The sequence below is a fragment of the Futiania mangrovi genome (assembly GCF_024158125.1).
Classification (GTDB): Bacteria; Pseudomonadota; Alphaproteobacteria; order Futianiales; family Futianiaceae; genus Futiania; species Futiania mangrovi.
The window spans coordinates 244241-269664 of record NZ_JAMZFT010000002.1; the positions used below are offsets into that span (position 1 = coordinate 244241).

The following is a 25424-nucleotide window of genomic DNA, read 5'->3' on the forward strand; positions in this document are numbered from 1 at the left end:
CATGGGCAGGGGCGTCCTCGCCAGCATCCGCGTCCGCGTCGTGGTGCTGCTCGCGCTCTCGATGTTTCCGGCCGCGGTGCTCTCGGTCGCGCAGTCGGTCTCCAATCTCCACCTCGCGGCCGAAACCGCCAAGCGCGAGATCCTGCAGGAGGCACTGCTGTCAGCGACCGGCGCGCGGGACTTCTTCTCCCAGACCCAGGTCCTGCTCGCAGCGCTGGCGGCGCAGAACCTGGCGGCGCTGCCTGACGCGGCGTGCGCCGGCCGGCTGGCGCAGACCCCTCACCGGGACCGCTATGCGGCACTGGCCGCCATCGGCCCGGCAGGCGATGTCCGCTGCCACTATCCCGAAACGTCCCTCCCTGTCGCACTGGCGGGCGGTCCGGAACTGCAAACGGTCCGCAGCGAGCGGCGCTTCGTCCTGTCGAGCCGGCTGGCAGGGGCCGAAGAGGACGACGGCATCGTCCTCGCGATTCATCCGGTGATCGACGAGGCCCAGGAATTTGCAGGCGCTGCATCCGCCGCGATCCGGGCGGAGTTCCTGCGCCTGCTGCTGCGCCGCCCGGAAAGCGGCGATCCGGTGGTCACCGCCATCGTCGACCGGGCGGGGCGCGTGATCGCCGGGGACGGGGACGTGGGCCGCGAGTTGTCCTGGCTGGCAGACGTCGTCGAGGAACAGAACCCCTTCGCGCGCGGCGCGCGCGTCGTCGACGAGATGCGGACGGGCGAGGCAGGCTATCTCTACGGGATCGCGCCGCTGTTCGAGCGCGATCTCTTCCTTCTGATCCGCGCCACGAACCCGGTGGCGCGGGTCGGCTTCAACATGCGCTTCGCCGCGACGCTCGCCATGCCGTTCCTGATGTGGACGATCGCGCTGGCTGTCGCCTGGTACGCAATCGACCGGTTCGTCGTGCGCTGGGTGGTCTATCTGCAACGCATCACGCGGGCCTATTCCAAGGGCAAGCTGGCATTGCGCACCGGCCCCATGGACGAGGCGCCGCAGGAGTTCAGGCTGCTCGGCGGCACGATGAATGCCATGGCGGAAGCGCTGGACGAGCGCGAGGAGCACTTGCGCGCTGCGCTCGATGAGCAGAAGGCGCTGCTGCGCGAGGTCTATCACCGGGTCAAGAACAACCTCCAGATCGTGGCGAGCCTCGTGAACCTGCAGATACGCCATGTCGACTCCGAGGAGGCGCGCGATGCCCTGTCGACCATGCAGGGACGGCTCAACGCGCTGGCCCTGGTGCATCGGAGCCTCTACGAGGCGGAGGGGCTGCACCGTCTCGACCTCGCGCGGGTCCTGCCCGACCTGGTCGCGCATTTCCATCGCACGCACGCGCCGGACGGCGCGAACGTCCGGGTCGAGACGGACATCGACCCCGTGATGATCGACCCCGACCGGGCCGTGCCCGTCTCGTTGTTCGTGGCCGAAGCGCTGACCAATGCCTTTGCCTACAACTGGCAGAACGGCGAGAGCGGGGTGCTGCGCGTCACCCTGAAGCGCGCTCCGGACGGCGAAATCACGCTGACCGTCGCAAACACCCGCAGCGGCGAGACCCGCAGCGACGTCCCGCTACCGGGGCTCGGCCGGAGGCTGATGGAAGGATTCGCCCGGCAGGTCGGCGGACGCAATAGCGCCGAGGTGACACCGCAGGAATGGCGCGCCATCCTGACGTTCCGCCTTCCCGATACCACGGCCGAAGCCCCCGCCGAGGCGCCGGCGCCCTAGGAGGCGGCAGCGACCTTCGCCAGCGCATCGCGCAGCGCGGGCCCGTCGAACGGCTTCACGAGCACCGGGCGATCCGCGAAGCCCGCGGGAAGGTTGGCGCGTCCCGCAGCGCCGGTGGCGAAGAGAAACGGGATGCCCCGCGCGGCCAGTGCCTGCGCCACCTCGACAGAGGAGGCGTCGCCCAGGTGAAGATCCAGCACCGCGGCGTCCACGCGATCCGCGTCGAGACGCGCCAGCGCGTCCCGCACCGTCTCGACGGGGCCGATAACGGTGTGCCCGCCCTCTTCGAGCATTGCCTGAAGATCCATCGCGATCAGCACCTCGTCCTCGAGCAGCAAAACACGCAGCGGGCGCGCCTCCGGCACCCCTTCCGGACCCGGCCCCGCTGCCGGGGCTTGCCACCGCTCCCCCGCGTCCGCGACGGCGCCGCTGTCAGGGATGTCCAGGCGTGCGGTCAAGCCCTCGGGCCGGTACTCGAGCGAAACGTGCCCGCCTGTTTCCGAGGGAACGACACGGCGAACGAGGTCCGAGCCGAAGCCAGTGCGGGCGGGTGGCGTGACCGCAGGGCCGCCCGTCTCCCGCCAATCGAGCGTGAGGCGGCCGTCTGCCAGCGTCCATCCGATATCGACCTGGCCGCCGGGGACACTGAGCGCGCCATATTTCGCCGCATTGGTCATCAGCTCGTGGAGCAGGAGCGCGACCGCCTGCCCGGCCCGCGCCGGCAGGGACACGGCCGGACCGGAGATACACACGCGCTCGCGCCCGAAAGGCTGTGCCTCCGCCTCTGCCAGTGCGCGCAGCGCGACGCCTTGCGCACCATCCGCCGTCAACGCACCCTGCACGCGGGCCAGTGCCGCAATGCGTCCGTTCACCGTGGCAGCCAGCTCCTGCACATTCTCCGCACCGCGCGCCGAATGGCTGACGATCGCCTGCACCCGGGCGAGCAGGTTCTTCATGCGGTGGTCCATCTCGGCCATCAGCGTGCGCAGGTGCGCCACCTCCGCCACGGCGCCCGGCAGAGCGTCATCGTGTTCCGCCCCCTCGGTCTGGACGGGCATATCCGGCCGGCGTTCCGGACGGCGGGGAGCCGGGGCCAGGATGTGTCGGTCTTGCGTCACGCGCCATCGCTCCGCTCAAAGGAAGGCAGGTCCGGATTCCGTCAGCCGCACCGCACCCGGCAACGCGTTCAGGGAACCTTCCGCGCCAGCCCCGCGTTGCCCGGGCAGTCCGCAGCATGAAGGAGGCAACATGATGAACCTCGACCAGATCGAAGGCAAATGGACGCAGATCAAGGGTGCCCTGCGGCAGGAGTGGGCCAAGCTGACCGAGGACGACCTCGAGTTCGCCCGGGGCAGCCGCGAGAAGCTCGCCGGGCGCATCCAGGAACGCTACGGAGTCGCCCGCGAGGACGCCTTGGAGCAGATCCAGGAATGGGAGGCGCGTCACTGACGCGCCCGCCCTCTCCGGCGGACGGTCAGCGGGCGGAATCCCCCCGGTCCGCCGCCGCGGCGCGTGCAACCGCCTTTGCATGGTCGCGCGCGATCAGCGTGTAGACAGCCGGCGTCACGAACAGCGTGAACAGCGTCCCGATGGTCATGCCCGCCGCGATCACGATGCCGATGTCGAAGCGCGAGCGCGCCCCCGCCCCCGACGCGATCAGCAGGGGCACCATGGCGACCACCATCGCCGCCGTCGTCATCAGGATCGGGCGCAGGCGCACGCCCGCCGCATGTTCGATGGCGGCACGCCGGTCCATCCCCTGTTCGGCCTGCAGGCGGTTGGCGAATTCCACCATCAGGATGCCGTGTTTCGAGATCAGCCCGATCAGGGTCACGAGCCCGATCTGCGTGTAGATGTTGACGCTGAGCATCCCCATCACGCCGCCGAGGTTGAGCGGCAGCAACGCCCCGAAGATCGAGGTCGGCAACGCGATCAGGATGATGAAGGGATCGCGGAAGCTCTCGAACTGCGCCGCGAGCACGAGGTAGATCACAATCAGCGCGAAGGCGAAGGTGATGACCAGCGTGCTGCCTTCCTGCACGTATTGGCGCGCCTCGCCGGCATAGTCCCAGGTGAACCCTTCTGGAAAATTCGTCTCTGCGTGGTTGTCGAGGAAGTCCAGCACCTCGCCCATGGTGCGGCCCGGGAAGGGCACACCCTGCAGCGTCGCGGAATTGAGCTGCTGGAAGGTGCGCAGGGCATTGGGCTCGACCGTGCGCGAGATGGTTGCGACCGTCGACAGCGGGACGAGTTCGCCGCTCTGCGTGCGCACCTCGTAGCGGCCGATCCAGTCCTCCGTCAGCCGGTAGTCGCGCGGCACCTGCGGGATCACCTCGTAGGACCGGCCGTAGAGATTGAAGCGGTTGACGTAGTTGCCGCCAAGCAGGGTCGCGAGCGAGCCGCCCACGTCGCGCATGCTGACGCCGAGGCTGTTGGCCTTGTCGCTGTCGATCTCGACCCGGATCTGCGGCGTGTCGAACTGCAGGTCGCCGTCGAAGAAGATGAACAGGCCGCTCTCCTGCGCCGCCTGCTTCAGGTCGTCGAGCACGCGGGCAAGCTGGTCGTAGCCCGCCGTCGTGGTGATGACGAACTGCACCGGCGGGCCGCCGGACGAGCCCGGCAGCGCCGGCGGCGAGAAGGCCAGCACCGAGGCGCCCGGCACCGTCGCGAGCTTGGGCTGAAGCTCCGACAGAACCTCCTTCTGGCTGCGCTCCCGCTCCCCCCAGGGCTTGAGCAACATGCCTGCGAAGGCCTGGTGCACGCCCGCCGAGCCATTGAGCACGAACACGTTCGACGTCTCCGGTATCTCCCGGAACACCTTGTAGAGCGCGTCCGTCTGCTGCTCCAGATAGTCGAGGTTGGCGTATTGCGGCGTCTCTACCAGCGTGAAGAGGATGCCCTGGTCCTCCTCCGGTGCCAGTTCCGACGGCGTCGTGACGTAGAGCAGCCCGGTCAGCGCGAGGACGCCCGCAAGGACGAGCATCGTCATGGCGCGGAAATTCAGTGTCCGGTGCAGGCGGCGCTCGTAAGCGCGGCGCAAGGCCTCGAACATCCGGTCCAGGAAGCGCACGAAGCGCCCGTCGCTGGTCTTCGAGGTCAGCAGGCGCGAGCACATCATGGGCGACAGCGTCAGCGCGATCACGCCGGAGACGATCACCGAACCGGCCAGCGTGAAGGCGAACTCCCGGAACAGCGCGCCGGTCAGGCCCGACACGAAGCCGATGGGGGCATAGACCGCGGCGAGCGTGATCGTCATGGCGATCACCGGCCCGGCGATCTCGCGCGCGCCGATGAGGGCAGCGTCGATGGGCGTCTTGCCCTCCTCGATGTGCCGATGGATGTTCTCCACCACCACGATGGCGTCGTCGACGACGAGGCCGATGGCCAGCACCAGAGCCAGCAACGTCAGCAGGTTGATCGAATAGCCGAGCGCCAGAAGCATGATCATCACGCCGACCAGCGACAGCGGGATCGTCACGATCGGGATGACGGTCGAGCGCAGATTGCCGAGGAACAGGAAGATCACCACGATCACGATCAGCGCGGCTTCGGCCAGCGTCTTGACCACCTCGTCGATGGACGCGCGGATGAACTCGGTCGAGTCGTAGGCAATGGCCGACTCCATCGCCTCGGGCAGGTTCGCCTGGATCCGGGGAAACTCGGCGCGCACGTTCTCGATCACGGTCAGCGGATTGGCCGTCGGCGTCGCATAGATGCCGATGAACACCGCCTTCAGCCCGTCGAACACGGAGGAGGAATCGACAGCCTGTGGCCCAAGCTCGATGCGCGCGACATTGCCGAGGCGGATGAGTGCGTCGCCCCGCGTCGCGACCACGAGGCGCGAGAACGCATCCGCGCTCGCCAGCGAGGTTTCCGCATTGATGCTCGTCTGGACGAAGTCGCCCTTGATCTGGCCCGCCGCCGTCGTGAAGTTGTTGGCGAGCAGCGCCTGGCGGATGTCGTTCGGCGTGACGCCGAGCGCCGACATGCGCTGCGGGTCGAGCCAGATGCGCATGGCGAAGGTCTGGCCGCCGAGGATTTCCGCATTGGCCACCCCGTCGAGCGTCTGCAGCGCCGGCTGAACCACGCGGGTGAGGTAATCCGTGATCTGCGGCGCGGACATCTGCGCCGACGTGAACGACATGTAGAGGAGCGCGAAGCCCTCCCCCGTCTGCTTCACGACGACGGGATCGTTCGCCTCGTCCGGCAGCACGCCCGCGACCTGGTTCACCTTCGACAGCACGTCGGCGACCGCCCGGTCCGGGTCGGCGTTGAGGCGCAGGTTGAGCGTGACCGTCGAGACGTTCTGCTGCGAGGTCGAAACCAGCGTGTCCAGCCCCTCGGTATTGGACACCGCCTGCTCGATGGGCGTCGTGATGAAGCCCTTGATGACGTCCGCGTTCGCGCCCGGATAGGTCGTGGTTATGGTGATGGTCGTGTTCGACAGTTCCGGGTACTGCCGGATCTGCAGCTTCGACAGCGCCTGCAGGCCCAACAGCAGGATCAGAAGGCTCACCACCGTCGCGAGGACGGGACGGCGGATGAAGATGTCGGTGAAGCTCATGTCCGCCGCCTATTGCCGCGGCCGCTCTGCGGGCCGCTCGAGTGCGTTCTCGTTGTCGACCCGCACGCGCATGCCGGGCTGAAGCCGCGTCTGGCCGGAGGTCACCACCCGCTCGCCCGCGCTGACGCCCTCCATGACCGCGACTTCGGACTCGCGCGTGTCGCCCAGCCGGACGAAACGCCGCTCCACCTTGACCGGCTGCGGCTCGCCCCCGGCGCGCGGCGCGTCGCTGTCGGGAACGACGACATAGACCTCGTCGCCATAGAGCGAGTAGCTGACCGCCGTGCGCGGCACCACGACCTGGGCCACGGGATCGCCAGAGAGGATGCGGATGTTGGCGAACATGCCGGGGAGCAGCAGCCGCTCCCGGTTCGGGACTTCGGCGCGGACGGTGATCGAGCGCGTCTCCTGCGACACGCGCGCATCGAGCGAGGCGACCTTGCCCGCGAAGGTGCGCGCGCCGAAGGCATCGACGCTGATCTCGACCGCCTGGCCCACGGAAACGTCGCCCACGTACTGCTCCGGCACCGGGAAATCGACGAGGATGGGATCGGACTGCTGCAGCGTCACGAGCGCCGTGCCCGGCGACACATAGGCGCCGAGGTCCACCTTGCGCAGGCCGAGCCGGCCCGAAAACGGCGCCACGATGGTCTTCTGCGCGATGAGCGCGCGCGTGCGCTCGACCGCGGCGGCGGCCACGTCGCGGGCAGCCAATGCCGAGTCATAGGTGGTGCGCGCGGTGTTGCCCCGCTGCAGCAGCTCGCGCTGGCGCTCGAGGTCGAGGCTCGCGCGCTTCAGCTCCGCCTCCGCCGACTTCAGGTCCGCCTGCTCGGTCGAATCGTCGAGGCGCACGATCACCTCGCCCGCCTGGACCGGTTGGCCGGAGTTGAAATTGATCTCCCGGATCACGCCGCCGACCTGCGGCGCGACCTCGATTCCCTGGTTGGCGCGGAAGGTCCCGATCGCGGGGATGCGCGGCGTCCACGTCACCGTGCGGGCCTCCGCCGCCGTCACCGCGGGCGCGGGCGGCTGCATGGAGGAGACGAAGCCCTGGATGATCTCCGGCTTCTTCACATAGTGGAAATATGCAGCCCCACCGATCGCGGCCACGATCAGGAGGCCCACGATGATGAGGGCGAGGGCGCGCTTCATGGGGAGACCCTTGGTTGACGCTTACGTCAGCTTTGGCGGCTTGGTACTCCCTTTTCGCGCCGCATACAAGGGCAGGCCCCGTCGTCCATCGCGCCGCATGGGTCCCGGACAGAAGAAGGGCCCGCCCTTTGCGGGGCGGGCCCTCACGCGGCCGTGCGAGCGCGCCGCGATCAGTCGCCGAACACGGTGCTGGCCGCGGTCTCGAGATCGGCTGCCATGTTGTCGACCGCTTCCGACAGGCTCATGCTGTCGTCCTCGGTGTCGGTTTCGTCGGAAACGTCGGTCTCCTCGTCCGTTTCCTCGGTGGTTTCCTCGTCGGTGACGTCGGTTTCCTCGTCCGTCTCGTCCTCGGCGACGTCCTCCTCGGTGTCCTCGTCCTCCGCCTCGCTGCGGGCCGCGGCCACGGCCGAGAGGCTGGCGGTCGCCTGGGCGCTGGCGGGCGTCGTTCCGACCACGTCCATGGCCTTGTCGATGCCAGTCGTCTCGGGATTGGTTGCGGCTGCCGAGGTTGCCGCGCCATGGCCCGGTCCCGTTCCACTGTGGCCCGGCGCATTGCCGGAGTTGCCCGGTCCCGTTCCGGCGTCGGCGGAATCGGCGCTGCCGGCGGCGCCTGCACCCCCCGGACCGTTCCCATTGCCGTTGCCCGGGCCGCCGGAATCCCCGCCGGGGCCACCGGGACCGCCACCGCCGCCAGGCCCCCCGGCTCCGCCACCTCCGCCACCGCCACCGCCGCCGCCCTTGGCAGCTGCGATGTCCCCGAGGCCGCCAATCGTGACGACGGCCGGCGCGAGCAGCAGGGAGAGGGCCGTAGCCGAGACCTTCAGCAGTCCAGTTCCATTGCGCATGGTATTTCTCCTTCCCGAATTGTGCTTCGTAGGAGAGACTCCAGCGATGCCGAATTAATTCCTCATTAAATTAATGGGTTAAAAACCCTGCCATTTCTTAACCAATACTCACGCATCTGGCAGGGTCAGAAGTGTCGCGTTTCCTCCCGACGCCGTCGTGTCGATGCTGACGACGCGCTCGGTCGCAAACCGCTCCACACCCTCGGAGAGGCTGACGAAAGCCACGCGCACCCCCTCGCGGGCGGCGAGCGCGGCGCGCACCCCACCAACCTCCCCGCCCTCGCCTTCGAGCGCAACGAGGCCCAGGCGCGGCATCGTCCCGGCAGTCTCCGCCGGATCGTCAATCGCGACAGCCGCGATGACGCCCGCTGGCACGCCGCCCTTCCGCAGGGCTGCGGCAAGGCGCGCACCGCCTTCGCCCGCCGGAACCGCCACCGCATTGCCCGCCGCCAGTGCCATCAGCGCCTGGGTGAGCAGCGCGCCCACCGGCTCCGCCCCGCCGCCGAGGCAGAGCGCAAGCCCGCGCCCGTGCAGCGTCAGGTGATTGCTCTCGCCCGTGGGCCCCGGCAGCGGCTCTGCGGGTCCGAGCGCCGGGCGCACGCCGTCCAGCACGCCGAGCGCCGCAGCCTGCCAGTCCTCCGGCAAAGCCGCCACGGCCCGGTCGAGCACGACCAGCCGATCCGCGCGCGCATCCCAGACCGGCGCCGCATCGGCCGCCATATCGGCGAACGCAGCAGGGTCGAGCGTGTCCACCCGGGTCGCATCCTCCGGCGCGGCGGGAACATGCGGTGGCATCAAGGACGATGCGGGCACGGTGAAGCGGTCCAGATAGTGCGGGCCGCCAGCCTTGGGGCCAGTGCCTGACAGCCCCTCGCCGCCGAACGGCTGCACGCCGACGACCGCGCCGATCTGGTTGCGGTTGACGTAGATGTTGCCGGCCCGGATGCGCCGGGCGACCCATTCCACGCGGTCGTCGAGGCGTGAGTGGATGCCGAAGGTCAGCCCATAGCCGCGCGCGTTGATCGCATCGATCACGCCGGGCAGGTCGCCCGCCTCGAACTCCAGCACGTGCAGGACGGGTCCGAAGATCTCGCGCTCGAGCTCCTCGAACCGGTCGAGGCGGATGGCCGCCGGGGCGACGAAGCGGCCCTGGCGGGGCGCCCCCTCCATGCGGTGGCGGAAGAGCAGCCGTCCCTTGCCGCCGAACGCCTTTACGTGGTCCTCGATGGTGCTGCGCGCCTCCTCGTCGATGACGGGGCCGACGTCGGTCGCGGGCGACCACGGGTCCCCCACGCCAAGCTCCTGCGTCGCGCCCTCGAGCATCTCCAGCAGCTTGTCCGCGATGTCCTTCTGCACGAAGAGCGCCCGGCAGGCCGAACAGCGCTGGCCCGCGCTCTGGAACGCGCCGTTGACGATGTCGCGGACCGCTGCCTCGGGCAGCGCGGTAGAATCGACGATCATCGCGTTGAGGCCGCCCGTCTCCGCGATCAGAGGCACCCGCGGGTGGGCTGACGCGGCCATCGCCCGATCGATGCGCACGGCGGTCTCGGTGGACCCCGTGAAGCACACGCCCGCGATGCGCGGATCGGCGGTGAGCGCCGCGCCCACCTCCGCCCCCTGCCCCGGCAGGAACGCCAGCACCTCGCGCGGCACGCCCGCGGCATACATCAACTGGGCCGCGCGCGCGGCGATGAGCGGCGTCTGCTCCGCGGGCTTGGCCACGACAGCATTGCCGGAAACGAGCGCCGCCGCGATCTGGCCCGTGTAGATCGCGAGCGGGAAGTTCCACGGCGAGATGCAGACGAACACGCCGCGGCCCGTCCGCTCGCCTCGCGCCATGGTCTGGCGCGCCCGCATCGCATAGTAGCGGCAGAAGTCCACGGCCTCCCGCACCTCCAGCACGCCGTCGAGCCGGGTCTTGCCCGCCTCCCGCGTCGCGAGCGCGATCAGTTCCGGCGCGTGGTCCTCGTAGAGGCCGGCGATGCGGTCGAGGATGGCGGCACGTTCCTCCGCCGGCCGGTCGCGCCAGGCCGGGAAGGCGGCCGCCGTGGCTTCGACCGCGCGGGCGGCAAGTTCGGCATCGGCCTCGTGCACCGTGCCCACGACCTCCTCGAGGTTTGCGGGATTGCGCACGGGCTGGGGTGCCGTCTCGACCGCCTCGCCCGCGATGAGCGGGAACGCCTCCCAGGCATGGGCACGGAAGGCGGCCATGTCGCGGTCCAGTGCCTCGGCCATCAGCGGCTGGTTGAGGTTCCAGCCCTTCGCGTTGCACCGCTCCGGCCCGTAGAGGTCGGGCGGCAGCGGGATATGCGGATGGGGAATGCTGTTGAGCCGCTCGGTCTCGCCCACCGGATCGCGGGTCAGGTCCTCTGGGTCCACGTCCTCGTCGAGCAGCTGGTTGACGAAGGAGGAGTTGGCGCCGTTCTCCAGCAGGCGGCGGACGAGATAGGCGAGCAGGTCCTCGTGCACGCCGACCGGCGCATAGATCCGGCAGCGTCTCCCCGTTTCGGCCATCAGCAGGTCGTGCAGCGCCTCGCCCATGCCATGTAGACGCTGGAACTCGAAGAGATCGGGCGCGGCATCCTTGCCGGCCATCTCGAGGATCGCGGCGGCGGTGTGGGCGTTGTGGGTCGCGAACTGCGGATAGAGCTTGTCCGCGTGGTCGAAGAGCTTGCGCGTGCACGCAAGGTAGGAGACGTCGGTCGAGGTCTTGCGCGTCCAGGTCGGATAGCAGGGCATGCCCTGAACCTGGGCGTTCTTCACCTCCATGTCCCAATAGGCGCCCTTCACGAGGCGCACCGCGATGCGCCGGTCATGGGTCCGGGCGAGCGCCACGACCCAGTCGAGCACGGCCATCGCCTGCTTGGAGTAGGACTGCACGACGATGCCGAAGCCGTCCCAGCCCTTGAGGTCGGCATTGTCCAGCGCGGCCTCTATCACCTCGAGCGAGAGCGACAGGCGGTCGGCCTCCTCGGCGTCGACGTTGAAGCCGATGTTGGCGTTGCGCGCCATCTCGATGAGGGCGGACAGGCGCGGCACAAGCTCGGCCATGACGCGCGCACGCTGCACATATTCGTAGCGCGGATGCAGGGCGGAGAGCTTCACCGAGATGCCGGGATTGGCCTGCGCCGGGGCGCGGGCGTCGGCGGCCTTCGAGATCGCGCTGATCGCGTCGGCATAGGCACGGAAATAACGCCGCGCATCGCGGTCGGTGCGCGCCGCCTCCCCCAACATGTCGTATGAGTAGGCATAGCCCTTCTCGCGCATCGGCTGGCCGCGCTTCAGGGCCTCGCCGATGCTGCGGCCGAGCACGAACTGCTGGCCCATGGCCTTCATCGCCTGGCCGACGGCGGTCCGCACGACCGGTTCGCCCAGCCGCTGCACGAGGCGGCGCAGCGTGCCCGCGACCTGTTGCTCCGGCCGTCCGCCCTCCTCGCCGCCGCCATAGATGCGGCCCGTCAGCATCAGCGCCCAGGTCGATGCGTTCACGAGCAGGGAATCCGTCTCGCCGGAATGTTTCGACCAGTCGGCGCCGCCGATCTTGTCGCGGATCAGCGCGTCGAGCGTGGGTGCGTCCGGCACGCGCAGATAGGCCTCGGCAAGGCACATGAGGGCCACGCCCTCGTCGGTCGAGAGACCGTACTCGGCAAGGAAGCTTTCCAGCAGGTTCGGGTCGGGATCGGCGCGGATCGTGCGGACGAGCCCGGCGGCACGCGCGGAAATCCGGGCGCGCGCGGCGGCATCGAGCCCATGCCGGGCCAGCCGGTCCCGGACGGCATCGGTTTCGTCGGCGAAAAAGGCCTCGTCGACGGCGCGGCGGGCAGAATTCAGATCCATCGATTGCACCCCCGGAGCGGATATGTCCTTGTGACTGGATATTGCCGAAAACTGGTCAGGAAATGTCTCCAATTTTCGAGACAAAACAGGCAAAATGCCTTTTCAGAGCACATATGCAGACGAAGTTCCGGTGAACACATGGACCGTATCGACCGCGCCATCCTTCGCGTCCTCCAGGAAGACGCCCGCATCCCGATGGTTGAACTGGCCCGCCGCGTGAACCTGACCAAGACGCCTTGCGCCGACCGGGTCCGCAAGCTGGAGGCCGCGGGGATCATCCGCGGCTACCGGGCGGACCTCGATCCCGCTGCGCTGGACGCCGATCATGTCGTGATCGTGCAGGTGGTGCTCGCGGGGACAACGGCGGACGAGCTGGAAGCCTTCAACGCCGCCGTGCGCCGCGTGCCGCAGGTGCAGTCCTGCCACATGATCGCGGGCGACTTCGACTATCTGCTGAAGGTGCGCACCCGCGACATCGCGGAATACCGACGGCTGCTGGGCGATGTCATCTCGCGCCTGCCGCACGTCCAGCAGACCCACACCTATGTGGTGATGGAAGCCGTGAAGGACGCGAACACGCTGCCCGTCCCGGCCTGAGCAGCACGCCTCAGGCGTCGTGCAGCGGTGTGCGGTCGCGGTCGAGCGCGCCAGCATCGAGGACCGGGGCAGCGTCCATCCCTTCCGCGCCGAGAAGCGCTGCCGAGCGCTCGAGCGCTGCGACGAGGAACGCCTTTTCCCAATCGGGCAGGTCCTCGAACCGCGCGATGAACTTCTCGTGCGCGCCGTCGGGCGCGGCCTGCAGGATCGCACGGCCGGCACCCGTCAACGAGATCCAGACCTGGCGGCGGTCCGTCTCGCCCTTCTTGCGCACGATGAGGGCGCGGCCCTCCAGCTTGTGGATGAGCGCGGTCAGGGTTGCCTGTGTGATGCCCATGCCGGAGGCAAGCTCGCCCGCGGTCTGCTCGCCGCGCTCCTCGAGAAGCTGCAGGAGGACGAGCTGGGACGTGCTGAGACCGGTCTGCTGCTGCACCGCCTTCGCATTGGATTCCGTCATGCGCAGGATGCGCCGCATGGCCGTCAGGGCGGCCCGTGTCCTGTCCTCCACGCCCGTCGTCTCCTCGCCTGTTCCGGCAGTGGCAAGCGCCGCCGATCCTAGCGATCCGGTCGGGAGCCGCAAGGGTTGCAACATTTTTGTCATGCAAACTAAATAAGAGCCATTACGGCGAATTTCCAGTCTTTATCGCGTCTTTCAAAACCTTCCTTCCGCGCGCAAATCACACGAACTCCTTGCTTTAATTCATGTTTTTTAGATATTTTCCCAAGCTGGCAGCCGGGCGAACTGCCCTCTTCCATGGGTTGACATTTAGTTTGTCGTTGCTAAATAACGAGCCATCAAAAACAACGCCGGGACCCCTCTCATGCACCTTGCACAGATCCAGACGAGCACGACGACACCGCCGAAGGACGAGATCCGCTTCCGCATGCCGGAAGAGGGAGACGGCGCGCAGATCTGGGCCCTCGTGAAGGAAAGCACGCTCGACGACAACTCCATGTACTGCAACCTCTTGCAGTGCACGCACTTCGCCGACACCTGCGCGGTGGCGGAGATGGACGGTGAGATCGTCGGCTGGGTCTCAGGCTACATTCCTCCGCAGGAACCAGACGTGCTGTTCATCTGGCAGGTCTGCGTGTCGGAGAAGGCGCGCGGCCGCGGCCTTGCGAAGAAGCTGATCCTGTCGCTGCTGCACCGGCCCGCGTGTGCAGAGGTGCGGCGCATCCGAAGCACGATCACGGCCGACAACCAGGCGTCCTGGGCGCTGTTCGGCTCGGTCGCGGAAAAACTCGGAACGGTGCTGACCCGCCGCCCGCACTTCACCCGCGACAACCACTTCGACGGGGCGCATGCGACCGAACACCTGGTCACCATCGGCCCGTTCGAGCAGCCCAAGCCGCTGGAAGTCGTCCGCGCGGCCTGAAGGCACGCCGCGCATCGCCCGCCCTCCACGCGCCGTCACCGGGCGGCGTGGAACGGGCGGCTTCACCCCGACGTTTCACCCGACACCGAATCGAGGCATCCCATGTCCACGACCCCGCTCCATCCGTCCAAGGCTGCCGACACCGCAACGTTCGACCGCGTCGAATCGCAGGTGCGCAGCTATTGCCGCAGCTTTCCCCGCAAGTTCGGCCGCGCCGAGAACGCGACGATCTTCGACGTGGACGGCCGCGCCCACATCGACTTCCTGGCCGGCTGCTCCTCGCTGAACTACGGCCACAACGACCCCGACATGCGCGCCGCGCTCGTCGACTACATCACCGAGGGCGGCATCGCGCACGGCCTCGACATGCACACCGACGCCAAGGAGCGCTTCCTCGCCACGTTCGAGGAAAAGATCCTGAAGCCGCGCGGCATGGACTATCGGCTGATGTTCACCGGCCCCACGGGCGCGAACGCCGTCGAGGCGGCACTGAAACTCGCCCGCAAGGTCACCGGCCGCCACAAGACCGTGGCCTTCACCCACGGCTTCCACGGCGTGACCATGGGGGCGCTCGCCTCGACCGCCAACAGCTACCACCGCGGAGGCGCGTCCTCGGAGCTGGCCGGCGTCGACCGGGCGCCCTACGACGGCTATTTCGGCGACGGCATCGACGCCGCCGACATGCTGGCGCAGATGCTGGACGACCCGTCGAGCGGCTTCGACAAGCCGGCGGCCATCCTGGTCGAGCCGGTGCAGGGCGAAGGCGGCCTCAACGTCGCGTCCGCGGAATGGATGCGCAAGCTGGAGGCGATCGCCCGCAAGCATGGCGCGCTCTTGATCGTCGACGACATCCAGGCAGGTTGCGGCCGCACGGGCACCTTCTTCTCCTTCGAGGAGATGGGCATCTCGCCCGATATCGTGACGCTGGCGAAGTCGCTGTCGGGCATGGGCCTGCCCTTCGCCATGGTGATGATCAAGCCGGAGCACGACATCTTCGGCCCGGCGGAGCACAATGGCACCTTCCGCGGCAACAACCACGCCTTCGTGACCGCGCGCGTTGCCATCGAGAAGTTCTGGAGCGACGACGCCTTCCAGAAGGAGGTGCAGGCCAAGGGCGACCACCTGGCTGCGCGGCTTGAGACGATCGCCGACGCGCACGGCTTCTCGACCAAGGGCCGCGGCATGATGCGCGGCATTGACGCGGGCGACGGCGAGACCGCGGGCAAGGTGTGCCGCGCCTGCTTCGAGGAGGGCCTCATCATCGAGACGTCGGGCGCCCATGACGAGGTGGTCAAGGTGCTCTGCCCGCTGACTATCCCGCGCGCGCAGCTCGACGCCGGCCTCGACATCGTGGAACGGGCCTTCGCCGCCGTTTGCGGCAAGGGCGAGGCGCGCGACGCCGCCGAGTGAGGCGACACCCCCGCACACCGGCGCAGGAATAGCAAGACTTAAGGACAAGTAAATCGATGATCGTTCGCGACTTCAACAAAGCCAAAGACACCAATCGTCACATCTTCTCGGACGGGTGGGACAGTGTCCGCCTCCTGCTGAAGGACGACAATATGGGCTTCAGCTTCCACATCACCACGATCTACGCGGGCACGGAGCTGAACTTCCACTACAAGAACCATTTCGAGTCGGTCTATTGCATCTCCGGCGAGGGTTCGATCGAGGACTGCGCGACCGGCGAGGTGCATCCGATCAAGCCCGGTGTGATGTACGCGCTCGACAAGCACGACAAGCACATCCTGCGCGGCAAGACCGAGATGGTGATGGCGTGCTGCTTCAACCCGCCGGTGACAGGCAAGGAAGTGCACAAGGAAGACGGCTCCTACGCGCTGGAGGACGCCCCGCTCTGACGGGCCGGCCTTCGCGGACGACGAGCCGCACCCCATTGCGTAACCCAATCACCGAGGCCGCAAGGCCGGGACCGGAGTACATGGCACATACTGTCGAAAAGATCGGCGGCACCTCCATGGTGGAGACCGAGACGCTGCTGAACAACATCCTGATCGGAAACCGCCGGACCGAGGAGATCTACAACCGGATCTTCGTCGTCTCGGCCTATGCGGGCATGACCAATGCGCTGCTGGAGCACAAGAAGACCGGCGAGCCGGGCGTCTATGCGCTCTTTGCGAGTTCCGAGCGGGACTGGTCCTGGGGCGACGCGCTGTCGCGGGTGGCCGACCGCATGCTGGAGATCAACGCCGAGATCTTCGAGGACAAGGCCGCGCGCCGCAGCGCCGACACCTTCATCAAGGAGCGGATCGAGGGCGTGCGCAGCTGCCTGATCGACCTGAACCGGCTGTGCTCCTACGGCCATTTCCGGCTCGACGAGCACCTGTTCACGGTGCGCGAGATGCTGTCCGCCCTGGGCGAGGCGCAATCGGCTTACAACACCACGCTGCTCCTGCAACAGCACGGCGTCAACGCGCGCTTCATCGACCTTACGGGCTGGCGCGAGGACGACCAGCCGGACTTCGACGAGCGCATCCGCAGCGCCTTCGCCGAAGTGGACCTCGGCAGCGAATTGCCCATCGTCACGGGTTATGCGCAGTGCCGCGAGCAGTTGATGCGCAGCTTCGACCGCGGCTACACCGAGGTCACACTGTCGCGCATCGCCGTCATCACGGGTGCATCCGAAGCGATCATCCACAAGGAGTTCCACCTCTCCTCCGCCGACCCCAACCTGGTCGGCGAGGACGCGGTGCGGCCCATCGGCGAGACGAACTACGACGTGGCCGACCAGCTGTCGAACATGGGGATGGAGGCGATCCACCCCCGCGCGGCGAAGGGCCTGCGCCAGGCGAACATCCCGCTGCGCGTCCGCAACATCTTCGAGGCCGACCACATGGGTACGGTGATCCGCGCCGACCTCGAGGCGACGGAGCCGGGCGTGGAGATCGTCACGGGCCTCAAGGGCGTCTTCGCCTTCGAGTTCTTCGAACAGGACATGGTCGGCGTGAAGGGCTATGACGCGGCGATCCTGGAGGCGCTGAAGCGCCACAAGGTGCGCATCGTGTCGAAAAGCTCGAACGCGAACACGATCACGCACTTCCTCGAAGGCTCCATGAAGGCCGTGAAGCGGGTCGAGGCGGACCTGTCGCAGGTCTACCCCTCGGCCTCGATCACCTCGCGCAAGGTGGCGATCATCTCGGCCATCGGCCGCGACCTGACGGGCCTCGACGTGGCGCTGACGGGTCTTGCCTGCCTCAAGGCCGCGGGCATCAAGCCGCTCGGCCTGCACGACCACATGCGCAAGGTCGACATGCAGGTCATCGTCGACGAGCCGGACTTCGACGGAGCGGTCGTCGCCCTCCACCGCGGCCTTATCGAGGGCAAGGCGCCGGAAAAGATCGCCCCCGCCGCGGGAGAGCACGCAAAGCCGGCGGAAGCGGCAACCATGCTGCGGGTGGCGTGACAGCCTGCCGCTTGCCGGCGCGGAGCCGCGCTCCACATGACCGACCCGGGCCGCTCGCGGCCCGGGTTCTTCATGTCCGGAGGCGGCGGTGACAGGGCAGACGGAAACACGGAGCGCGGCGGTGATCGGGGCAGGCGGCGGCATCGGGGCGGCAATTCTGGCGCTGCTGGCCGAAGATCCACGCTACGGCCGCATCCACGCCTTCGCGCGCACGGGCGCCATCGCGCCCCATCCGAAGGTCGTGGCCGGCACGCTCGACCTCGCCGACGAGGCAAGCATCGCGGCGGCGGCACGGGCGGCGGGCGCGGATGGGCCGCTCGACCTCGTCTTCGTGGCGACGGGTCTGCTGCACGACGGGCCGGACATGCAGCCGGAGAAGGATTGGCGCGCGCTCGACGCGGAACGTCTTGCGCGGGCCTTCGCCGTCAATGCGACGGGACCGGCACTCGTCGCCAAGCACTTCCTGCCTCTTCTGCCGCGCGAGGGACGGTCGGTCTTCGCGGCACTGTCGGCGCGCGTCGGCTCGATCTCCGACAACCGGCGAGGCGGATGGTACGCCTATCGCGCGTCCAAGGCGGCGCTGAACATGCTTCTGAAGACGCTCTCCATCGAACTTGCGCGCAAGCGGCCCGGCGGCATCGTCCTCGGCCTGCAACCGGGCACGGTCGATACCGCGCTGTCGAAGCCGTTCCAGACCTTTGTGGCGGACGACAAGCTGTTCACGCCCGATTTCTCGGCAGAAAAGCTGCTGAAGGTAATCGAGGCCGCGCGGCCGGAGGACACGGGCGGCCTCTTCGACTGGTCGGGGGAGCGGATCCCTTACTAGCGCCCCGGTGCGGCCGAGCAGTGCGCACCGCCCGCCGCCTGGCCCGAGCCGAGCGCCAGCGCCGGCGGAGCCGTGAAGGGATTGAGCGGACGGCTGCCCGCGAGGTCGAGGGCCAGAAGCCCGATCCCCGCCGCCGCCAGCAGCAATACGACAAGGCGCCGGGTCATGGCCGCGCCCTCCCCTCGAAGCCGAGCCAGGGCCGCAGCTGCACACCCGCGATGGAGCCGAGGAACGCGGCGGCGAACCAGGCCCAGCCGTGCAGGCTGCCCGTCGAGATGCCGCTGAAGAAGGCCCCGACATTGCACCCGAAGGCCAGACGCGAGGAATAGCCCAGCAGCAGCCCCGCGACGACCGTCGCGATCCACGCCCGCGCGGGCAGGGCCGGGATCGGCTGCGCAAGGCCGCCTCGCCACGCGGCCACCAGGAACGCGCCTCCGAGAATCCCGATATTGGTGAGCGAAGTGACGTCGGTCAGCAGGCTCTCCGCCACACGCTCCGCGTTCGCGGGCGCGGCCCAGAACGCAGAAGCGGCAAGGTCCGCCCCGGCGGCGTGCGCCCCCTTCGCAACCCAGAGGCCGAGGCCGTAGACCACGCCCCAGGGCTGGCCGGAGATCACGAGGTTCAGCAGTGCAAGCCCCGCAACCGCGAGCGCCGCGATCCACAGACGCCGGGGCAGGCGCGCCGTGCCCGGTGCGGCCCGCCAGACAGCGAAGGCCCCGACGGCCGCCAACGCGGCGAGCGTCGCGGCCAATCCGCCCATCGGGCCGAAGAGGCTGCTCGCCGTGACGACCGGCGCCGTGCCGAGGCCGATCCACCAGTCGAGGTTCCACGCACCCGCGAAGCTTCCGATGGCGAAGAAGGGCAGCGCCAGCGCGCCGACCGGGTTGCCGCTGCCCGCGTTCACGAGCGTACCCGAACCGCAGCCGAGCACGATCTGCATGGCGAGGCCGAAGACGAAGGCCCCGCCGATCATGGCGACTCCGACGGGCGCATGTGCGCCCACCAGTTCGCCCGGATTGGCCGCGATCAGCGGCATGGCGACGGCGGCCGTGAGCCCGATGGCGATGAGCTGGGCGATAAGCCCGGCAGGCTCCCGCCGAAGGATGAACGCCCGCCACGGCCCCGCGAAGCCGAACCGCAGGCCCTCGAGCGCGATGCCGAAGCCGAGGCCCACGGCAAGCAGCAGACCGTACCGGGCCCCGGCCATCGCGGCGACCGCCACAACAAGGGCGACGCCCCCCGCCGCAAGCAGCAGGCGGGGAGCGATCGTCGGTCGGACAACAGTGCCCGGTACGGCCGTCATCGGATCAGAACCAGCTCTTCACCGTGGACCACAGGTGCGTGAAGCGGCCCGGGACATTGTCCATCGGCAGACCGGCGTTCGACCAGCCGACGAGCGATTCCGGGTAGAGCTTCACGCCCTCGATGCCCGCCAGCTCGCTCAGCGCGAACCAGTTGGTCGCGGCCCAGTGGCCGGTGTTGCAGAAGGACACGAGCGTCTCGTCACCCTTGAGCCCGGCGTTGGCGGCGAGCGCCCCGGCTGCTGCCGGATCGACGATGGCCGGCCCCGACGCGAACCAGTTGGAATGGGTGAAGATCTGGGCGTGCGGCAGGGTGCCGGGCTGCTTCGCGGCCTTGTGCTGCGTCTCGCCCTTGTAGAACGCCTCGGGCCGCGCGTCGATCAGGGTCGCTTGCGTCTTGCCGTCGACCACGGCCTTGACTTCGTCGCGCGTGGCGAGCCATTCGGTGCTGAAGCTGACCGTGATGTCGCTCGGCACCGGCTGGGTCGCCTCGGTGCTCAGGCCGCGGCCATCGGCGGTCCAGGCGTTGACGCCGCCGTTCAGGATCGCGAGTTGGCTCACGCCCGACGACTTGAGCGTCCAGTAGACGCGGGCGGCGGCACCGAAGTCCGTCTCGTCCTTGCCCTGGTGCACGACCACGACCGGGCGGTCAGCGGTCACGCCGAGGCTGCGCAGCAGACCGGTCAGCGCCTCCTCCGACAGAAGCTGGCCCGGGTTTTCCGCGGGCCCACGGAACTTGCCGTAAGGCGCCGAAACCGCACCCGGGATATGGCCGGCGTCATAGCCGCCCTCGCCCGCACGGATGTCGAGCACCAGCGGGTTCAGCGTGTCCTGCGCGGCGGCAAGCTCCGCCGGCGTCAGCAGCGGGCCGAAGCGCGTCTCGGCGAGCGCGCCGGTCAGCGTCGTCGCGGCCAGGGCCGCGCCGGCGATCAGCGAGGTAAAGATCGGTCGCATGGGGTCGTCTCCTCCAAACTCCTGTGTTCGGAGGCGTAAATGGACCTTCTTTCCTCCAAGTTCAAGTAGAATCTTTCTATATACATATGTCGTTTGTTCTTTAGGTCTGGCCCTTCAATCGTTTGGCAACCCTGTGCGTGCAGGATGCCGGGAACCGGTGCAACAACCCTGCGAGTCTCCCGGATGGCCCCGATTCCTGCGCCCCTGTTCGACGCCGACCGCATGCGCGTCTATCCCTGGATCTTCGCCGCCGCCTACCTGGTGAGCGCGATCGCGCTGGTGATGGCGTCCTCGGGCGGCATCGACCCGTGGGGAAAGCCGCTGGGGTATGACTTCATCACCTTCTGGAGCGCGGGGCACCTGACGCTCGAAGGACGCCCGGAGGCGGCGTTCGATGCCTATGAGATCCTGGCGGCGCAGCAGGTGGCGGTACCGCAGAACACCTCGATCTTCCTCTGGCATTATCCGCCGACCTACCAGCTTCTGGTCGCGCCGCTGGCGCTGGTACCCTATTTCGCGTCCTACCTCCTGTTCACGGGGCTGACGCTCGCGGCTTACCTGCTGACGGTCTCCCGCCTGCTCGACCAGAAGGGCGCGGTCATGCTGGTGCTGGCCGCGGGCGGCACGTGGATGTGCGTCTTCCACGGCCAGAACTCGATGCTGTCGGCGGCGCTGTTCGCCGGCATCGCGCTGACGATCGGACGCCGGCCGGTGCTTGCAGGCGTGCTGATCGGCCTGCTCGCCTACAAGCCGCAACTGGGGCTGCTCATCCCCTTCGCGCTGATCGTCACCGGGCAATGGCGGACCTTCGCCGCCGCGGCGGCGACGACACTTGTCTTTGCGGGCGGGGCGACACTCGCCTTCGGGCTCGACCTGTGGCGGGCCTTCCTCGACAACATGCCGCTCGTGGGCACGTTGCTGGAGTCGGGTTTCCTGCCGTGGGAGAAGATCCCCAGCCTGTTCGTGACGCTGCGCCTCCTGGGCGTGCCGGAGGGGCTTGCCTACGCGGCGCACTGGACGCTGGCCGCGGCGGCCGCCCTGACCGCCATCGCGGTGTGGCGCAAGGCCGGACCGGGACCGCTGAGCGTCGCTGTGCTGGTGCTCGCGACGCTGCTGATGACGCCCTACCTCTTCGACTACGAATTCGCGATCGTTTCCGTGCCCCTCGTCATCGCCGCGACGCACATGGCGCGGGCGGGGGCGAGCCGGGCGGAGAAGGCCGTCCTGCTGTTCGCCTATTTCGCACCATTCCTGATGATCTTCGGGGTCAAGGCTGCGAACCTGCAGCTCGGCTTCTTCGCGCTGCTGGCGCTCTTCGCCGTCACCGTGCACCGCGCGCTGGCCGAGGCGCGCACGCGCGAGGCCGCCCACCCCGCAGCCGCCGCGGCCTGACCGGTCAGAGGCTCAGGTCGCCCTTCAGGATGATCCAGGCGCAGGTGCCGATCCACAGCAGCACGGTCACGATCAACTGCTTGTCGGCGAGCAGGGCGTCGGTCGGGCTCTCCCCGCTTTCGAGAATCTCGACCACGTACCAGTAGCGGTAGATGCCGTAGAGCACGAAGGGAATGCTCACCACCAGTTCGGGCCGCGCCGTGACCACGAACAGGCTGTAGAACACGAGCGCACCGGTGGCCGCCATCTCTGCGAACCGGTCGATCAGCGGCACGGAATAGCGGCCGAGCACCTGGCGGCCCTCCGCCCCGCTCTGGATCAGCTCCTGGCGCCGCTTGATCGAGGCGAGATAGAGCGCGAGGCACAGCGTGGTGACGAACATCCACGGCGACACGGGCACGCTGAGCGCGACCGCGCCCGCATAGACGCGCAGGACGAAGCCGCTGGAGATGACGAAGATATCGATAACCGGCTCGTGCTTCAGCGCGATCGTGTACCCGACGTTAACGGCCAGATAACCAAGAATGACCAGAGTGACGAGGGGCTGAACGAGAAAGCCTGCGAGCAGGATCGCGTAGAGCACGCCCATCGCGACGAGCGCCTGCGGGATGGTCACCTCGCCGGCCGCAAGGGGGCGGGTGTAGCGCTTCTTCGGGTGCGCACGGTCCCGCTCGATATCGAGAATGTCGTTGAGGATGTAGGTTGCCGAGGACGCCACGCAGAACAGCACGAACGCGAGCAGCGCATGCTCGATCTGCTCCGGCACGTTGAACTGGCCGGAGAACACCAGCGGGGTCAGGACAAAGGTGTTCTTCACCCACTGCCGCGGCCGGATCAGCCGCGCAAGTCCACCGAGTACAGTCGTGAGGTCTGACGTCATCTTGAACCCGACCGGAACCAGATCTGGGACGCAGGGCGACTCGCGGCGGCACAACCCCGCCGGGAATCGATGGCGCATCCTTGTCCTTTACACGGCGTTCGCCGCGATTGCCACGCTCGCCAACATCGTGACGCAGGATATCGTGATCCGCCTGCGCACAGATACCGTGGGCCTCGTCGCCTCCGTGCTCGCCGGAACGGCGGTCGGCCTCGTCACCAAGTACCTTCTCGACAAGACCTATATATTCGGTTTCCGGCCCCGCTCGCGTGCCCATGACGGGGCGACCTTCCTGCTCTACACGGGCACGGGCGTCGTCACGACGCTGATCTTCTGGGGCACGGAGGCGGCGTTTCACATGCTCTGGGACGGCGACAAGACCATGCGCTATCTGGGCGCGGCGGTGGGCCTCGCCATCGGCTACGCGATCAAGTACCGGCTCGACAGGCGTTTCGTCTTTCGTGCGCCAGAGGGGGGCTGAGCCGATGCTGCTCAGCGGCTGGGGGCGTTATCCGCGCGCGCAAGGCCGCCCGACAAGGGCCGCCGACACGGACGCCGCGCGCACGGCGCTGGCCGCCGCACGGAGCGACGGCGGGATGATCGCCCGCGGCCTGGGGCGCAGCTATGGCGACAGCGCGCTGGGAGGGCGGGTTCTGGAGACCGGCGCGCTCGACCGGTTCCGCGCCTTCGACCCCGCGACCGGCACCGTCACGTGCGAGGCGGGCGTCAGCATTGCCGACCTGCTGCGGGTGTTCCTGCCGCGCGGCTGGTTCCCGCCGGTCACGCCGGGCACGAAACACGTCAGCATCGGCGGCGCCATCGCCAGCGACGTGCACGGCAAGAACCATCACGGCGCGGGCAGCTTCAGCGACCATGTGCAGGCCGTCGAGATCCTGCTGGCCGACGGCTCGGTCGTCGTCGCGTCGCGGGAGAGGCACGCCGACCTGTTCGCCGCGACCTGCGGCGGCATGGGCCTGACGGGCGTGATCCTCGCCGCGACGCTGCGCCTGATGCCGGTGGCGAGCGGCATGATCCGCGCCCGGACGCTGAAGGCCGAGAACCTCGATGCCTGCCTCGGCCTGTTCGAGACCCACGCCGACGCCACCTACTCCGTCGCGTGGATCGACTGCCTCGCGACCGGCGACGCGCTCGGCCGCTCCCTCGTGATGCTTGGCGAACATGCCGGCGGCGGCGGCGTGCCGCGCCTGGCGCGGGCGCGTCTGTCCCTGCCCTTCGACCTGCCTGGCGTGCTGCTGAACCGCATGACCATGAAGGCGTTCAACGCGCTCTACTACCGCCGCGTCCGCACGCCGGACCGCACGGCCATCGTCCCCTTTGAGCCCTATTTCTACCCGCTCGACGGGATCGGCGGCTGGAACCGGGCCTATGGGTCGAGAGGCTTCCTGCAATACCAGTTCGTGCTGCCGAAGGCCGCGGGGCGCGACGCGCTGGCCGCCATCCTCTTGCGGATCGCGGACAGCGGCCGCGGCTCCTTCCTCGCGGTCCTGAAGGCGTTCGGACCGGGCAACGCCAACCCGCTGTCCTTCCCCATGGAGGGCTACACGCTCGCGCTCGACTTCCCCGTGCGCGACGACGACTTCGCGCTGCTCGACCGGCTGGACGACATGGTCGTGGCGCATGGCGGGCGGCTCTACCTCGCAAAGGACGCGCGGATGAGCGCGGCCACCTTCCGCGCCTCCTATCCGCGCTGGGAAACCTTTCAGGAAGTGCGCGCGCGCTACGGTGCGCTGGGCGTCTTCCGCTCGCTGCAATCGGACCGGCTGGGTCTTTGAGGGAAAACGGGTAGTAGCATGAGCAACATCCTGATCGTCGGCGCAACTTCCGCCATCGCGGAAGCCTACGCCCGCATCCATGCCGAGCGTGGCGACCGGCTGTTCGTGGCGGGCCGTGACGAGGACAAACTCGCGCGCGTCGCCGCGGACCTCGCCGCACGCGGGGCCGCAGGCGTGGATACCGCCGCCTTCGACGCGGGCGATCCGGCAAGCCTCGCCGCACTCGTGGAGGGGGCGGTGGCGGCGCTCGGCCATATCGACGTGGCGCTGATCGCCCACGGCAGCCTGCCCGACCAGCAAGCCTGCGAGGCGAGCGCGGATGCGGCGCGGGCGGAGCTCGAGACGAACGCGCTGAGCGTCATCGACCTGCTGACGCGCCTTGCACCGGTGTTCGAGGCGCAGGCCATGGGCGCAATCGCCGTCATCGGCTCGGTCGCGGGCGACCGGGGGCGGAAGTCCAACTATGTCTATGGTGCGGCGAAGGGTGCGGTCGCGATCTTCCTGCAGGGCCTGCGCCACCGCATGGCCTCGAAGGGTGTGCGCGTGGTCACGATCAAGCCCGGCTTCGTGGACACGCCGATGACGGCGGCGTTCGAGAACAAGGGTGCCCTTTGGGCGAGCCCCACAACCATCGCCGCCGGGATCGACCGCGCGGTCGCCAAGGGCAAGGCCGAGGCCTACCTGCCCTGGTTCTGGTGGCCGATCATGGCGATTATCCGCAACGTGCCGGAGCGTATCTTCGTCCGCACGAACCTCTGAC

The 25424-nt window shown here is 68.5% G+C and carries 22 protein-coding genes; 12 read left to right on the plus strand and 10 right to left on the minus strand.

The features are described 5' to 3' along the window. Window position 1: 1 nt before the first annotated feature. Window positions 2–1726: a sensor histidine kinase gene (locus NJQ99_RS08095; RefSeq protein ID WP_269332323.1), complete on the plus strand. Its 1725-nt coding sequence runs from the start codon at window positions 2–4 to the stop codon at window positions 1724–1726. Here NJQ99_RS08095 and NJQ99_RS08100 read toward each other — a convergent pair. Next, window positions 1723–2784, minus strand: coding sequence for an HWE histidine kinase domain-containing protein (locus NJQ99_RS08100; RefSeq protein ID WP_269332324.1), 1062 nt, complete (start codon window positions 2782–2784; stop codon window positions 1723–1725). The genes NJQ99_RS08095 and NJQ99_RS08100 overlap by 4 nt on opposite strands. 190 nt (window positions 2785–2974) lie before the next feature. On the opposite strand from NJQ99_RS08100, the gene NJQ99_RS08105 reads away from it, so the two are divergent. Beyond that, entirely contained in the window at window positions 2975–3175 is a 201-nt protein-coding gene (locus NJQ99_RS08105; protein WP_331283294.1) for a CsbD family protein, read from the plus strand. A gap of 25 nt (window positions 3176–3200) precedes the next feature. Here NJQ99_RS08105 and NJQ99_RS08110 read toward each other — a convergent pair whose 3' ends face one another. The 4 genes from NJQ99_RS08110 to putA all read right to left on the minus strand — a co-directional run bounded on the left by NJQ99_RS08110 (window position 3201) and on the right by putA (window position 12124). Continuing rightward, complete coding sequence (locus NJQ99_RS08110; protein WP_269332325.1) at window positions 3201–6290, minus strand: MexW/MexI family multidrug efflux RND transporter permease subunit; 3090 nt, start codon at window positions 6288–6290, stop codon at window positions 3201–3203. Window positions 6291–6299: 9 nt separating this feature from the next. After that, window positions 6300–7442: an efflux RND transporter periplasmic adaptor subunit gene (locus NJQ99_RS08115; RefSeq protein WP_269332326.1), complete on the minus strand. Its 1143-nt coding sequence runs from the start codon at window positions 7440–7442 to the stop codon at window positions 6300–6302. Window positions 7443–7612: 170 nt separating this feature from the next. Next, window positions 7613–8287, minus strand: coding sequence for a hypothetical protein (locus NJQ99_RS08120; protein ID WP_269332327.1), 675 nt, complete (start codon window positions 8285–8287; stop codon window positions 7613–7615). 108 nt (window positions 8288–8395) lie between these two features. Continuing rightward, window positions 8396–12124 (minus strand): bifunctional proline dehydrogenase/L-glutamate gamma-semialdehyde dehydrogenase PutA, encoded by a 3729-nt coding sequence (gene putA, locus NJQ99_RS08125; RefSeq protein WP_269332328.1) that lies wholly within the window; start codon window positions 12122–12124, stop codon window positions 8396–8398. Window positions 12125–12262: 138 nt separating this feature from the next. Between putA and NJQ99_RS08130 the strand changes: the two genes are divergently transcribed. Beyond that, a complete protein-coding gene (locus NJQ99_RS08130) occupies window positions 12263–12721 on the plus strand; it encodes an Lrp/AsnC ligand binding domain-containing protein (RefSeq protein WP_269332329.1) in 459 nt (152 codons plus the stop codon). A 10-nt stretch (window positions 12722–12731) separates the two neighbouring features. Here NJQ99_RS08130 and NJQ99_RS08135 read toward each other — a convergent pair whose 3' ends face one another. Then, complete coding sequence (locus tag NJQ99_RS08135) at window positions 12732–13229, minus strand: MarR family winged helix-turn-helix transcriptional regulator (RefSeq protein ID WP_269332330.1); 498 nt, start codon at window positions 13227–13229, stop codon at window positions 12732–12734. A 313-nt stretch (window positions 13230–13542) separates the two neighbouring features. Between NJQ99_RS08135 and ectA the strand changes: the two genes are divergently transcribed. The 5 genes from ectA to NJQ99_RS08160 all read left to right on the plus strand — a co-directional run bounded on the left by ectA (window position 13543) and on the right by NJQ99_RS08160 (window position 18347). Further along, window positions 13543–14100: a diaminobutyrate acetyltransferase gene (gene ectA / locus NJQ99_RS08140; protein WP_269332331.1), complete on the plus strand. Its 558-nt coding sequence runs from the start codon at window positions 13543–13545 to the stop codon at window positions 14098–14100. 102 nt (window positions 14101–14202) lie between these two features. Further along, the gene (gene ectB / locus NJQ99_RS08145) at window positions 14203–15510 is read left to right on the plus strand and encodes a diaminobutyrate--2-oxoglutarate transaminase (RefSeq protein ID WP_269332332.1); all 1308 of its coding nucleotides are present in this window, start codon (window positions 14203–14205) and stop codon (window positions 15508–15510) included. A 56-nt stretch (window positions 15511–15566) separates the two neighbouring features. Continuing rightward, window positions 15567–15959, plus strand: coding sequence for an ectoine synthase (locus NJQ99_RS08150; protein ID WP_269332333.1), 393 nt, complete (start codon window positions 15567–15569; stop codon window positions 15957–15959). Between the two features lie 80 nt (window positions 15960–16039). Further along, window positions 16040–17521 (plus strand): aspartate kinase, encoded by a 1482-nt coding sequence (locus NJQ99_RS08155; protein ID WP_269332334.1) that lies wholly within the window; start codon window positions 16040–16042, stop codon window positions 17519–17521. A gap of 88 nt (window positions 17522–17609) precedes the next feature. Next, a complete protein-coding gene (locus NJQ99_RS08160; RefSeq protein WP_269332335.1) occupies window positions 17610–18347 on the plus strand; it encodes an SDR family NAD(P)-dependent oxidoreductase in 738 nt (245 codons plus the stop codon). On the opposite strand, the gene NJQ99_RS08165 is transcribed toward NJQ99_RS08160, so the two are convergent. From NJQ99_RS08165 to NJQ99_RS08175, 3 genes are read right to left on the minus strand one after another with little or no spacing between them, the layout of a single operon-like run. After that, window positions 18344–18514, minus strand: a complete 171-nt coding sequence (locus NJQ99_RS08165; RefSeq protein ID WP_269332336.1) for a hypothetical protein — start codon at window positions 18512–18514, stop codon at window positions 18344–18346. The genes NJQ99_RS08160 and NJQ99_RS08165 overlap by 4 nt on opposite strands. Then, complete coding sequence (locus tag NJQ99_RS08170) at window positions 18511–19650, minus strand: YeeE/YedE family protein (RefSeq protein WP_331283295.1); 1140 nt, start codon at window positions 19648–19650, stop codon at window positions 18511–18513. The genes NJQ99_RS08165 and NJQ99_RS08170 overlap by 4 nt, the downstream gene beginning before the upstream one ends. Window positions 19651–19654: 4 nt before the next feature. Continuing rightward, complete coding sequence (locus tag NJQ99_RS08175; RefSeq protein WP_269332337.1) at window positions 19655–20602, minus strand: sulfurtransferase; 948 nt, start codon at window positions 20600–20602, stop codon at window positions 19655–19657. A 183-nt stretch (window positions 20603–20785) separates the two neighbouring features. Here NJQ99_RS08175 and NJQ99_RS08180 point away from each other — a divergent pair, with 183 nt between their 5' ends. Further along, entirely contained in the window at window positions 20786–21994 is a 1209-nt protein-coding gene (locus tag NJQ99_RS08180) for a glycosyltransferase family 87 protein (RefSeq protein ID WP_269332338.1), read from the plus strand. 4 nt (window positions 21995–21998) lie between these two features. Here NJQ99_RS08180 and NJQ99_RS08185 read toward each other — a convergent pair whose 3' ends face one another. Continuing rightward, window positions 21999–22874, minus strand: coding sequence for a decaprenyl-phosphate phosphoribosyltransferase (locus tag NJQ99_RS08185; protein ID WP_269332339.1), 876 nt, complete (start codon window positions 22872–22874; stop codon window positions 21999–22001). Between the two features lies 1 nt (window position 22875). Here NJQ99_RS08185 and NJQ99_RS08190 point away from each other — a divergent pair, with 1 nt between their 5' ends. Genes NJQ99_RS08190 through NJQ99_RS08200 form a run of 3 tightly spaced genes read left to right on the plus strand, consistent with a single transcriptional unit; the run spans window position 22876 to window position 25423 of the window. Continuing rightward, window positions 22876–23352: a GtrA family protein gene (locus NJQ99_RS08190; RefSeq protein ID WP_269332340.1), complete on the plus strand. Its 477-nt coding sequence runs from the start codon at window positions 22876–22878 to the stop codon at window positions 23350–23352. Window positions 23353–23356: 4 nt separating this feature from the next. Further along, entirely contained in the window at window positions 23357–24664 is a 1308-nt protein-coding gene (locus tag NJQ99_RS08195; protein WP_269332341.1) for an FAD-binding oxidoreductase, read from the plus strand. A gap of 18 nt (window positions 24665–24682) precedes the next feature. Continuing rightward, window positions 24683–25423 carry an SDR family oxidoreductase gene (locus NJQ99_RS08200; protein WP_269332342.1) on the plus strand — a complete coding sequence of 247 codons (741 nt, stop codon included), beginning with the start codon at window positions 24683–24685 and terminating at the stop codon, window positions 25421–25423. Window position 25424: the final 1 nt, after the last annotated feature.

Bases quoted from the DNA above. Each gene is read 5' to 3' on its own strand.
- NJQ99_RS08095 (WP_269332323.1), top strand. From the start codon at position 2: ATGGGCAGGGGCGTCCTCGCCAGCATCCGCGTCCGCGTCGTGGTGCTG.
- NJQ99_RS08100 (WP_269332324.1), bottom strand. From the start codon at position 2,784: ATGCCCGTCCAGACCGAGGGGGCGGAACACGATGACGCTCTGCCGGGC.
- NJQ99_RS08105 (WP_331283294.1), top strand. From the start codon at position 2,975: ATGATGAACCTCGACCAGATCGAAGGCAAATGGACGCAGATCAAGGGT.
- NJQ99_RS08110 (WP_269332325.1), bottom strand. From the start codon at position 6,290: ATGAGCTTCACCGACATCTTCATCCGCCGTCCCGTCCTCGCGACGGTG.
- NJQ99_RS08115 (WP_269332326.1), bottom strand. From the start codon at position 7,442: ATGAAGCGCGCCCTCGCCCTCATCATCGTGGGCCTCCTGATCGTGGCC.
- NJQ99_RS08120 (WP_269332327.1), bottom strand. From the start codon at position 8,287: ATGCGCAATGGAACTGGACTGCTGAAGGTCTCGGCTACGGCCCTCTCC.
- putA (WP_269332328.1), bottom strand. From the start codon at position 12,124: ATGGATCTGAATTCTGCCCGCCGCGCCGTCGACGAGGCCTTTTTCGCC.
- NJQ99_RS08130 (WP_269332329.1), top strand. From the start codon at position 12,263: ATGGACCGTATCGACCGCGCCATCCTTCGCGTCCTCCAGGAAGACGCC.
- ectA (WP_269332331.1), top strand. From the start codon at position 13,543: ATGCACCTTGCACAGATCCAGACGAGCACGACGACACCGCCGAAGGAC.
- ectB (WP_269332332.1), top strand. From the start codon at position 14,203: ATGTCCACGACCCCGCTCCATCCGTCCAAGGCTGCCGACACCGCAACG.
- NJQ99_RS08150 (WP_269332333.1), top strand. From the start codon at position 15,567: ATGATCGTTCGCGACTTCAACAAAGCCAAAGACACCAATCGTCACATC.
- NJQ99_RS08155 (WP_269332334.1), top strand. From the start codon at position 16,040: ATGGCACATACTGTCGAAAAGATCGGCGGCACCTCCATGGTGGAGACC.
- NJQ99_RS08165 (WP_269332336.1), bottom strand. From the start codon at position 18,514: ATGACCCGGCGCCTTGTCGTATTGCTGCTGGCGGCGGCGGGGATCGGG.
- NJQ99_RS08170 (WP_331283295.1), bottom strand. From the start codon at position 19,650: ATGACGGCCGTACCGGGCACTGTTGTCCGACCGACGATCGCTCCCCGC.
- NJQ99_RS08175 (WP_269332337.1), bottom strand. From the start codon at position 20,602: ATGCGACCGATCTTTACCTCGCTGATCGCCGGCGCGGCCCTGGCCGCG.
- NJQ99_RS08180 (WP_269332338.1), top strand. From the start codon at position 20,786: ATGGCCCCGATTCCTGCGCCCCTGTTCGACGCCGACCGCATGCGCGTC.
- NJQ99_RS08185 (WP_269332339.1), bottom strand. From the start codon at position 22,874: ATGACGTCAGACCTCACGACTGTACTCGGTGGACTTGCGCGGCTGATC.
- NJQ99_RS08195 (WP_269332341.1), top strand. From the start codon at position 23,357: ATGCTGCTCAGCGGCTGGGGGCGTTATCCGCGCGCGCAAGGCCGCCCG.
- NJQ99_RS08200 (WP_269332342.1), top strand. From the start codon at position 24,683: ATGAGCAACATCCTGATCGTCGGCGCAACTTCCGCCATCGCGGAAGCC.